At 73.7% G+C, this 9,700-nt stretch carries 10 protein-coding genes and 1 pseudogene; 2 read left to right on the top strand and 9 right to left on the bottom strand.

What is annotated here, in order from left to right; genetic code table 11:
* From Q4C85_RS11310 to Q4C85_RS11270, 9 genes and pseudogenes are all read right to left on the bottom strand, one after another.
* A pseudogene (locus Q4C85_RS11310) lies at positions 1-347 on the bottom strand (sensor histidine kinase); the annotation flags it as partial.
* Positions 348-591: 244 nt separating this feature from the next.
* Positions 592-1,458, bottom strand: a complete 867-nt coding sequence (locus Q4C85_RS11305) for an ABC transporter permease (protein ID WP_303142173.1) — start codon at positions 1,456-1,458, stop codon at positions 592-594.
* Between the two features lie 81 nt (positions 1,459-1,539).
* Positions 1,540-2,400 carry an ABC transporter ATP-binding protein gene (locus tag Q4C85_RS11300; RefSeq protein ID WP_303142171.1) on the bottom strand — a complete coding sequence of 287 codons (861 nt, stop codon included), beginning with the start codon at positions 2,398-2,400 and terminating at the stop codon, positions 1,540-1,542.
* Between the two features lie 190 nt (positions 2,401-2,590).
* Complete coding sequence (locus Q4C85_RS11295; protein WP_303142170.1) at positions 2,591-3,298, bottom strand: 4'-phosphopantetheinyl transferase; 708 nt, start codon at positions 3,296-3,298, stop codon at positions 2,591-2,593.
* On the bottom strand, positions 3,298-3,816 hold the full coding sequence (locus tag Q4C85_RS11290) for a D-aminoacyl-tRNA deacylase (protein ID WP_303142167.1): 519 nt from the start codon (positions 3,814-3,816) through the stop codon (positions 3,298-3,300). Before Q4C85_RS11290 ends, Q4C85_RS11295 begins: the two co-directional genes overlap by 1 nt.
* Positions 3,816-4,169 (bottom strand): DUF2516 family protein, encoded by a 354-nt coding sequence (locus Q4C85_RS11285; protein WP_303142178.1) that lies wholly within the window; start codon positions 4,167-4,169, stop codon positions 3,816-3,818. Before Q4C85_RS11285 ends, Q4C85_RS11290 begins: the two co-directional genes overlap by 1 nt.
* Before the next feature lie 139 nt (positions 4,170-4,308).
* A complete protein-coding gene (locus Q4C85_RS11280; RefSeq protein ID WP_303142164.1) occupies positions 4,309-5,595 on the bottom strand; it encodes a folate-binding protein YgfZ in 1,287 nt (428 codons plus the stop codon).
* Positions 5,595-6,266, bottom strand: a complete 672-nt coding sequence (locus tag Q4C85_RS11275; RefSeq protein ID WP_303142161.1) for an FABP family protein — start codon at positions 6,264-6,266, stop codon at positions 5,595-5,597. Before Q4C85_RS11275 ends, Q4C85_RS11280 begins: the two co-directional genes overlap by 1 nt.
* Before the next feature lie 353 nt (positions 6,267-6,619).
* Positions 6,620-7,291 carry a response regulator transcription factor gene (locus Q4C85_RS11270; RefSeq protein WP_303142159.1) on the bottom strand — a complete coding sequence of 224 codons (672 nt, stop codon included), beginning with the start codon at positions 7,289-7,291 and terminating at the stop codon, positions 6,620-6,622.
* A gap of 97 nt (positions 7,292-7,388) precedes the next feature.
* Here Q4C85_RS11270 and Q4C85_RS11265 point away from each other — a divergent pair, with 97 nt between their 5' ends.
* Together Q4C85_RS11265 and Q4C85_RS11260 are read left to right on the top strand one after the other, a co-directional pair.
* Positions 7,389-8,291, top strand: a complete 903-nt coding sequence (locus Q4C85_RS11265) for a tellurium resistance protein TerC (RefSeq protein ID WP_303142156.1) — start codon at positions 7,389-7,391, stop codon at positions 8,289-8,291.
* 542 nt (positions 8,292-8,833) lie between these two features.
* Positions 8,834-9,634 carry a DUF559 domain-containing protein gene (locus Q4C85_RS11260; protein ID WP_303142154.1) on the top strand — a complete coding sequence of 267 codons (801 nt, stop codon included), beginning with the start codon at positions 8,834-8,836 and terminating at the stop codon, positions 9,632-9,634.
* The last annotated feature ends 66 nt before the right edge of the window (positions 9,635-9,700 follow it).

Here is a 9,700-nt window from a genome sequence, read left to right as displayed (position 1 = left end):
GCGAGCTCGTCCTGGGTCCAGGCCAGCTCCCGGCGTGCGGCCTGCTCGGCGGCCAGGGACTCTTTGAGGGCCTCGGAGATCTCGTACAGGCGCCAGATCCACAGCCCAATGGCTGTCGAGAACAGGCAGGACACGCCACCGACAGCCAGGGCGTCGGCCCATAGCCCCGTCCTGATCGTCATGGCCACGGCCATTCCCGCCGAGAAAACGACGGTCGACATGATGCCGGTGGCCCGCGTGCGGTGCACGGCCCACAGCAGCGGGTAGACGGCGAAGTAGAGGGCCGAGGCCTGCTCGGTCACGGTGCTCAGGAGCAGGTTGGCCCCGGCCAGGGTCCACACGGCCACCAGGAGGAGAGGCGTCGCCCCGGGTCCTGTGGTCCGCGCAGGCGCTCGAGGAGCCGCCACTGCGCGAGGGGTCTGACGCCGGTGCGCCTCCTGCCCCGCGCGGGGCGCCCGCCTGTCTCACCGGCCGTCTCGTCGAGTGACCCGGCGACCGTCTCACCGGCTGCGCCGTCGGCCGTCTCGTCGGCCATCTCGCCGACCGCCGCACTGGCCGTTGCCCGCGGGGCGGGCCGCCGACCGCGCACACTCATCGGTCCACGGTATCGCGTCGGGTCAGGACCACGGCGGCCACGACCCCGCCGACGAGCCAGGCGGACACGACGGCCAGGCCCTTGCCGGTCTCCCAGGCACCGGTGGGCTCCGACACGGCGAACTCCGCCGGCAGGAGGGCCTGGCGCATCAGCTCGGCCGACCAGCGCACCGGGAGCACGGAGAAGGTGGTGACCATCCAGGTGGGCAGCTGGCTCAGGGGGAAGAAGATGCCGGAGACGAACTGGAGCATGACGACGACGGGGGTGACCACACCGGCCGCGGCCCGGGATCCGGACATGACCCGGCCCAGGGCCAGGCCCAGGGCGGTGCAGGTGGCGACCATGAGCACGAGGGCAGTCGCCAGCAGCCCCCAAGAGCGGGCCTGCCCCGGCAGATCGATGTCGAGGAACAGCCTGGCGATGAGCAGGAGGAGGGCCGCGTTGAGCAGGGCCAGGATCGTGTTCGACAGGCACTTGGCCACGACGTGCGCCCACTGCGGGGCGGGCAGCACCGCCAGCCGCTTGAGGTAGCCGTTCTCCCGCTCGGCGGCCACCGTGATCGCCAGGTTCTGTAGGCAGGTGGTCATGACCCCGGTCGTGATCATGGCGGGCAGGAGGTACTCGGCGTAGGAGACCTCGCCGAGGAGGTCGCCGGGGAAGACCGCGTTGAAGATGACGAGCATGAACAGCGGGTAGAGGAACTGCATGGCGAATCCGACGGGCTCGCGCACGAAGGACAGCAGGCTCGTCCAGGTCAGGGTCGCCACGGCGGCGGGCGACGGGCCGGGGTGCCGGTGCTCGCGGGAGGCGGGGGCCAGCCCGGTGGCGGGGGTGGTGGGCGCGGCGGTTGCCGTTGCGGTCATCAGTGTTTCTCTTCTCTTCAGTGGCCGGTCTCCGTGGCCGGTACCGGTGGCGGGATCCGGTAGCGGGTCGGTGCGCGCCGGTCAGGCCGCGTGCCGGGCGACGAGCTCGAGGTAGTGGTCCTCCAGGGAGGGGGCGTGAATCTCGATGCCGGGGACCTCGCCGTCGGGTCCGGCCAGTCGCTCGGTCAGGCCGCGCACGACGGCGGTCGGGGTCGCCGTGCGCTCGGAGCGTTGGACGCCATCCTCCATCCAGGTGACGGTCCGCAGCTGCCCAACGCTCGCAGCCAGCTCGGCGGGGGTGCCGCGCTCGACGACGCGCCCGCCCAGGACGATCGCGACGTCGTCGGCAAGGTGGGCGGCCTCGTCGAGGTAGTGGGTGGTCAGGAGTACCGTCGTGCCGTCGTCGCGCAGGTTCTCGACCAAGCCCCAAAAGGAGCGGCGCGCCTCGGGATCGAAGCCCGTGGTGGGCTCATCGAGGAAGAGCAGCTCGGGGCGGCCCACAATGGCCAGGGCGACGTCGAGACGACGGCGCCGCCCTCCGGACAGTCGCGCTGCCCGGGTGCGGGCGTCGTCGGCCAGGCCGACCCTCTCGATGGTCTGGGCGACGTCGGCCGGGCGGGCGTGGAAGCGGGCGACATGCGTGACGGCCTCGCGAACACTGAGGTCGCCCATGTCGGTGGCGGACTGGGAGACCACCCCGATCCGCGCCCGCCAGCCCCGCGTGGCCCGCTCGGGGTCCTCGCCCAGGACACGGAGGTTGCCCGAGGCGCGACGGCGCAGGCCCTGGAGGATCTCGACGGTCGTCGTCTTGCCCGCCCCGTTGGGGCCCAGGAGCGCGAGCACCGTGCCGGCGGCGACGGTCAGGTCGAGGCCGCGCAGCACCTCCTTGTCGCCATAGGACTTGGTCAGGGAGTGGATCTCGATCGCGTGCTCGGTGCTCATGGCGGCAGTCTCCACCGGCCGGACCCCTTTCGGAAACGACCGCCCGGGCCACACGGGTGTCCACCGGTCGGTGGACACCCGTCCACCTGCGACGCAGCGGGCCCATGCCTGCCCCGCGTGACGGTGCCGCCGTCCTGCACCCCGCCGTCGCGGGCCGCCCTGCCGTGTCATATCTCCCGATCTCGAGGTGTCATATCTCCCGATCTCGCGGAAGGGGTGGGCACGGAGTCGCCCGCCACCGTCCAGCCGGCACCGCCAGGGCACTGACGAGCGTGCCCCCGGCGCAGGCCCATGCCCCGGTGTAGCGGGCGCGGCCGGCCCCGGTTCCCAGGCTCACCATAAAAGTCCCCTCCGGGTCGATGACGACCTCGGCCTCCTCGAAGCCGAGCCACACGCCCTCCCGCGGGAACCACGCCTTGTACACGCTCTCCTTGATGGAGAACAGGAGACGGTCGAAGCGCACCTGCGGGTACTGCGCGAGCAGCCGGGCGCACCGGCGGGCCTCCTCAGGCGAGGCCACCTGCATCGCCACGCCGTCGGGCAGCGGGGCATTGGGCTCGGCATCGATCCCGATCGCGTCGAGGGCCTCCGCCGGAGCCACCGCCGCGGCCCGGTAGCCGTTGCAGTGGGTCATCGAGCCGACGACGCCACGGGGCCAGGCGGGCTCGCCGTGCCGGCCCGGGACCTGCACCGGGCGCTCATGACCCAGGGCGCGCAGCGCCCGGCTCGCGCAGCCGCGCACCGTCGTGAACTCGGCGCACCGCTTGTCCACGGCCTGGGCGATGTAGTCGCGCTCCGCCGGGTGCAGGCAGGTGCTCAGCTCGGTGCGGGTCTCGGCCACGACCACCGGCTCGGGCAGGATCGCAGTCAGCAGCCCCGGCACCGCGCCCGCGCCCATCAGGCCTCCAGCAGGATCGTGACCGGTCCGTCGGCCTCCATGTCGATCCTCATGTGGGCGCCGAAGCTGCCCGTGGCCACCTCCAGGCCGCGGGCGCGCAGCCCGGCGGCCACCGCCTCGACCAGGGGCTCGGCCACCGGGCCGGGCGCCGCCGCGTTCCACGAGGGCCGTCTGCCCTTGCGCACATCGGCGTACAGGGTGAACTGGGAGACGAGGAGAACGGGGGCGCCCAGGTCGGTCACCGAGCGCTCGGAACCGCGCCCCGACCTGCCGGCCCCGGGGGCGGGATCCGCCTCGGGCTCGGACTGAGGCTCTGGCTGGGGCTCGGGCTCGGGCTCGAAGAGTCTCAGCTCGGCGATCTTGCGGGTGATCGTGGCGACCTCCTCCGGGCCGTCGTCGTGCGTGGCGCCGACGAGGGCGAGCAGGCCCGGCCGGGTGATCTCGCCGACGACGACGGGCCCGTCGGCCCCCTCGACGCGGACCGCGGCGCGGCGCACCCGTTGCAGGACGGCGCGCATCAGTGCCAGCCCGTGCCCGGACCGCCCCGCCCCGGCCTGCGGATGCGCGAGCGCACCGTCACCGGCTTGAACATCTTGAGAGCGGGGCGCACGTCGGCCAGGTAGACGCAGCCGGCCACGACCGCCAGCAGCCCGAACATCGAGGCCGCCCCCATGAGGACGATGACCGCCGCAGCCCCGCCGGTGACCGCCAGCCAGAAGCCCTTCGTGCGCTTGCCCGCGGCGACGAAGTGCTCTGCGGGACGCAGGAACGCGTCGATGAACGCCCACAGCCCCAGGACGATGGCGAGGACGTGCATGGCCGTTCCGATCCACTGGACGGCCAGGACGACGTAGACGGCGATGGTCTCCATGATGGTCACCTCCCCACCATATCGGGCCGGCCGGGCCCGGTGTCCCAGACGGTCCGGGACCGGCGATCGCCCGGCGCGTAGCGGGGAGCGGCGGACGCGGGGCCCCGCCAGCGGCCGCCGCGCTCGGGCCGGCTCGGCCTCAGCGCAGCAGACCGGGGCGCAGCCCGGCGCCCGGGCGCTGGTCGGGGCTGGCCTGGGCCCGGCCCTCGGGTGAGACGAGGGGCTCCTGGGAGGCATCGACGCGCTCGGCGCGCGGGCCCCCGGAGGCATCGGCGAGCGCCCCGCCCTCAGCCCCGGCGTCCTGGCCGTCGTCGTCGGCCTCGACGACCTCGACGGTCAGCGGCTCGTCGAGCGGCACCGCGCGCCGCAGCAGCGCCAGGGCCAGGGGCCCGTAGTCGTGGTGACGCACCACCGAGGTCACGGCACCCACCACTGCCTCCCCCTTCCGCACCGCCGCCCCGGGCAGAGGGCTGCGCCCGGTCAGGCCGTCGAGCTGGAGCACCGTGAGCCGTCGCGGCGGGCGCCCCAGGTTGAGGGTCCGCGCGACCGTCTCCTGGCCGGGGTAGCAGCCCTTGGTGAGGTGGACAGCGGTGCGCAACCAGTCCAGCTCGTGGGGGATGGCCCGCTCATCGACCTCACGGGCCCAACGGGGGCGTCCCGCCTCGACCCGCAGGGCCTCCCAGGCCAGCGACCCCGCCACATCGTGGCGTGCGGAGGCGGCGGCGAGGAACTCCCCGACGACCCCGTCCACCGCGGCGGCGGGTACCAGCACCCAGCCGGCGGAGTAGGAGGCACCGGGGTGGGGGCGGGTCAGGCCGACGTCGTAGCTCGTACCGCCCTCGACCACACCCGGCCACGGGTCCCTCCAGACGCCCAGCAGCGCGCCCGCGGCCTCGGCCGGTGCGCCCGCAGCCTCAGCGTGCCCGACCGGCGCACCCTCGGGGTCGGGCGGCACCTGGCGCGCCGCCTGGGCCAGCCGGGCCACACCCGGCCCCATCGCCCCAAGGACCGCGACGTCGGCGCGGAGGCCGACCTCGACACGCAGCATGAACCGCATCGAGTCGAGGAACTCCGCGAGCGCCGGTCCGCTGCCGGCCTCGGTGACGAGCAGGAGCCGTCGGCCGTCGTCGAGGGCCGCCAGGGCGTGGGTGATGCGTCCACGGGAGTCGAGCAGGAGGGTCTCGGCCCCGCCGTCATCGGGAGCCAGGGAGGTGAGCACCTGACTGGACAGGGTCGTCAGCCAGGTCAGGCGGTCGGGTCCCGAGACCTCCACGACGTCGCGGGCCAGAGCACTGACGGCCCGCCCCGCCGCCAGGAGGACCTGCTCACGCGGGGGGTCGCCGAAGTGGGCCGGGACGAGGGCGTCCGGGTCGTCGGCCGGGTTCTCCACGGCACCGGGCCGAGCGAAGAGGGGCGAGCGCTCCATCACAGGACGTCGGGGTCGGCCGGGTCGGCAGGGACGGCCGGGTCAGCCGGATCGGCGTCCTCGACGGCGCTGTCCTCGACCCGGCCCAGGCGCCCGGAGGCGTAGGTGCGCAGGTCCTCGACCCCGAAGGCGGCCATGTCCTGGGTCCACATGAGGTCGCCGCCGACGAGTCCCACCATACGGCTCATCTCGGTCACCTCCGCCGCGGTGCGGGTCCTGCCCACCGCCTGGGTCCTCAGCTGGGCGCGCGGACCCTGGATCCAGCCCTCCCACACCGCGACATGCCCGGCGGGGTCGGTCGAGACGAGCTCGAGGGAGGTGACCGGCGTCGGGGGCCGAGCGCCGTCCTCGGTCTCGGGCACCTCCTGGCCGACCGGCCGCCAGTAGGAGGTCTCGGTCGACCACACCTGGGCGGGGCTGAGGCGGGCGGCGCCCTCCAGGCCCGGGGTCTCGAAGTCGAGGTCCTGCGAGCGGGTGGAGTCCACCGTCCAGATGGTCGTCACCTGACGCAGGTAGGGGCCACCGTCGTGGTCGAAGACCATCTCCTGGACCACGGCCTGCTCGGGCACGGTCTCGCCGTAGGTCACGATGCCGTAACCGCGCCACCGGCCCACGAGCCACCCCAGGGGGTAGATCTCGGGGGCGAGGTCGTCGGGGAGTGTGAATGCCATGGGCGCAGGCTACGTGCCCGGGCCGGGGCCGGAAAAGTGCGCGCTGTCGCGCCCCGACACTCCCCCGGCCCGCAACCCGCCAGGACGACGGCGTCATTCCACGGATCGTTGCGGTCAGGCCGCTGCTGGGCCGGGTAGGCGATCCCCGGAGTGCGCGCGTGGCCGCCGGAGCCGCCTGGCGGCGGGCCCGCGGGCGGGGACGCCGGGCCGGAGAGCGCCAGTCGGCGCGAATGCCGCTCGTGGCGGCTTGAGGTGGAGCCCGGGGCCCGTCACGGCCCGGCGTCGAACCCAGAGTACCCCCGACGGCGGGCTCGCCGCAGCGCGGCCCGGGCCGGGCGGTCCCGGGGCGCCGCTCAGGGCTCGGTGGGGGCCTCGAGCCGGTAGCCGACGTTGCGCACCGTGCCGATGAGGTAGTCGTGCTCGGTGCCGAGCTTGGCGCGCAGGCGACGGATGTGAACGTCGACGGTTCGCGAGCCGCCGATGTAGTTCTCCCCCCAGACCTCGTCGAGCAGCGCGTCACGGGTCAGGACGCGCCCCGGGTTGAGGGCCAGGTACTTGAGCAGCTCGAACTCCTTGTAGGTGAGGTCGATGAGCGTGCCGCGGATGCGGGCGGTGTAGGCGGTGGTGTCGATGACGAGCTCGCCGACCTCGATCCGGTCGTCGTTGACCGGCTCGAGCACCGTCGTGTGGGTGCGCAGCAGGCGCAGGCGGGCAGCGAGCTCGGCCGGGCTGGCCCCCGACATGACGAAGTCGGAGGCGCCCCAGTCCGGCTGGACCACCGCGGCACCGCCCTCCTCGAGCACGACGAGGATCGGTCCGCAGTCCATGGGCCCCGACAGGAGCTGGCACAGGGCACGGGCACGCATGAGGTCGCCGCGGGCGTCGACCATGACCACGTCGGCGCGGTCGATGGCCGAGTACGACGACGGCGTCGGCGTGAGGCACTCGACATGGGAGTCCAGGAAACAGGCCGACGGAAGCGCAGTGGCGATGTCGGTCTCGTGGGTGAACATGATGATGTGCACGCCTCGTCCTCTTCTTCCGCACCGGTCGGGGCTCCGGGCGGGGCTCCAGGCGACAGTGAACCACATCGTCTCGTTACAGGTATGGGACGATGCCCCCGTGAGCACCCAGGACACGACCTCCTCGACGCCCGCCGCAGCCCGGTCGGGTGCCGCGCGCCGTCCCGGCAGCCACGGCACCCGCCTGGGTGGGAACGAGCCCACGGAGATGGGCCTGGTCGACCCCGCCTGGACGCGTCTGGCCGTGGCGGGGGTCGTCCCCTTGCTCCTGGCGGTCGCGGCGGCGCTGCCCTCGTGGACGCGGCTGCTCGTCGTCGTCCTGCTCGTCCCGCTGCTCGCCCAGGGGTGGCCGGCCCTCGTGCGCTCCCAGCACGACCAGGGCTCGACGGCCGTCGTCGCCCTGACCGGGCTGACCTCCGCGGTGGTCGTCGCCCTGCGCGAGGACTTCGGGGCCGCGGGGGTGGTCATGGCCTTCAGCGTCCTGGCCGCCTTCGTGTCCCAGATGCTGCGCCGAGACGGGCGTGAGGGACTGGTCGAGGACCTGTCGGCCACCGTGACCGGCTGTCTCATTGTGGTCTCGGGCACCGGCTGGTGCGCCCTCGAGCGAGGGCTGGCCGACCCGGCCGTGGCGGTGCCCTGCGCGCTCGCGCTGTTCACCGGGGCGCTGCTCACCGTGCTCGAGGTGCGCGCCACCGTCCTGGAGGCGCTGACGATGACGGTGCCCGCCCTCGTGGCGGGGGTGGCCGGAGGGGCGCTCGCGGCCGTCGGGTTCTTCGGGCCCAGCCATGTCGGACCCGTGGCCTCCCTCCAGTCGGCCGCCGCATGCCTCGTGGTCGGATTCGTGGCGGGGGTGCTGATGGCGGCCGCCAACCGCGTGCTGTGGACACACCGCTGGGTGCCGGGCGGGCGCGCGGCGGTGGCCAGCGCGATCGTGCCGATCCTGGCGCTGGGCGCCCCGGTCTACGCGATCGCCCGGCTCATGGGCGCCTTCGTCGCCGGCTGACCCGCTGCTCCCTCCCCTCTTTCCCCTCGAGGTCGGGAGATATGGCACCTCGAGATCGCCGCATATGACACGGTTATCCACAGGTTTCCAGGACGCAGTGGTGCCGCGCACCGTCCTGCGCGCACTCTTCAACCATGCACCCTGCTTCACACCCCCGTTCCGGTCCCGCGGACCGTGCCCAACCCCCTGCCTCCAACCCGACCCCCACCCCCTCGCTCGAGCCGGAGCCCGGCACAGCCGCGGCGCCACACTCTCACCCGACTCGGACCACGGCCGTATCGGTCTTAGCACCGCGCCGTCGGGACCTCGGCCGGCGAGAGCTCTATGGGCTCCTCGACACCGGCGCGCTGCACCGCCTACGCCGTGACACCTACGTACGCACCTCACCCGACGCCCCGCCCTGGCGTCGGCGTGCCGACGAGCACGCCGCGGTCCTGCACGCGATCCTCACTGAACGGGTCAGCGGGGTCGTCGCGCTGGAGAGCGCTGCGATCCTCCACGGCGGGCGGTGCCTGAGCCAGCCGGCCAGCGTCGATCTTGTCGTGACCTGGAACGACGGCGGACTGCGCCGACCGCCCACGCGTCTGCTGCCCGACCGCCCACCGAGCCGGGACTTATCGCCCGCCGACCGGCGCAGGGCGCTGCGCCATCGGCCGATCGTCAGGCACCGATTCGCTCTGGAGCCCGACGACGTCGTCGAGCTGGGGGTCTTACGGCTGACCGGGCTGGAGCGCACCGTCGGGGACTGTGCACGTTTCCTCGAGCCGGACCGTGCCCTGGCGGTTGTCGACTCGCTCTTCGCCGTCGCGGTCAGCGCCGGGCAACGGCCGTGGGACCGGCGGGCAGCGATCGACGCCGCAACGGGGCGCCTCCGGCGCCGGCTCCTGGACCGGCTGGCGGCCCGACGGGGTGAGCGGGGTGTGCGGCGGGCGCGCGCCATCATCAACGCGGCCACGCCGTGGAGCCAGTCGGTCTGGGAGTCCGAGCTGCGGCGCCTGTGCCTCGTGCACGGGCTGCGCCCGCCGGAGCCTCAGATGCCCGTGGGCGTGCCGGGGGTGTCCTACTACGTCGATCTGGGATGGCGATCGGAGCGGGTCGCCGTCGAGGTCGACGGCGAGATCAAGTACCTCGAGGCGTCGACCGAGGTCCTCGCAGCCCAAGCGGCACGTCAGGAGCAGATCGAGGCACAGGGCTTCACGGTGGTGCGGCTGACACCAGCCGAGGTCCGGGAGGCCGGCCCCGCGCTCGGGGCCCTGCGCGACGCGCTTCCCCTGACGGCAACCGAGGGACGGCCTGTCGCCGAGCTACGTACCTCCCAGGAGCGGCGGGCCGCCCAGGCCTGACCCCCGTCGTGATGGCCGGGGCGTGCCATATGTCCCGATCTCGGGGTGCCATATGTCCCGATCTCG

The sequence above is a fragment of the Actinomyces sp. genome, from assembly GCF_030524025.1.
Lineage (GTDB): Bacteria > Actinomycetota > Actinomycetes > Actinomycetales > Actinomycetaceae > Actinomyces.
Note: the sequence above shows the minus strand (reverse complement) of the source record. Positions and strands in the feature narration are given on the sequence as shown.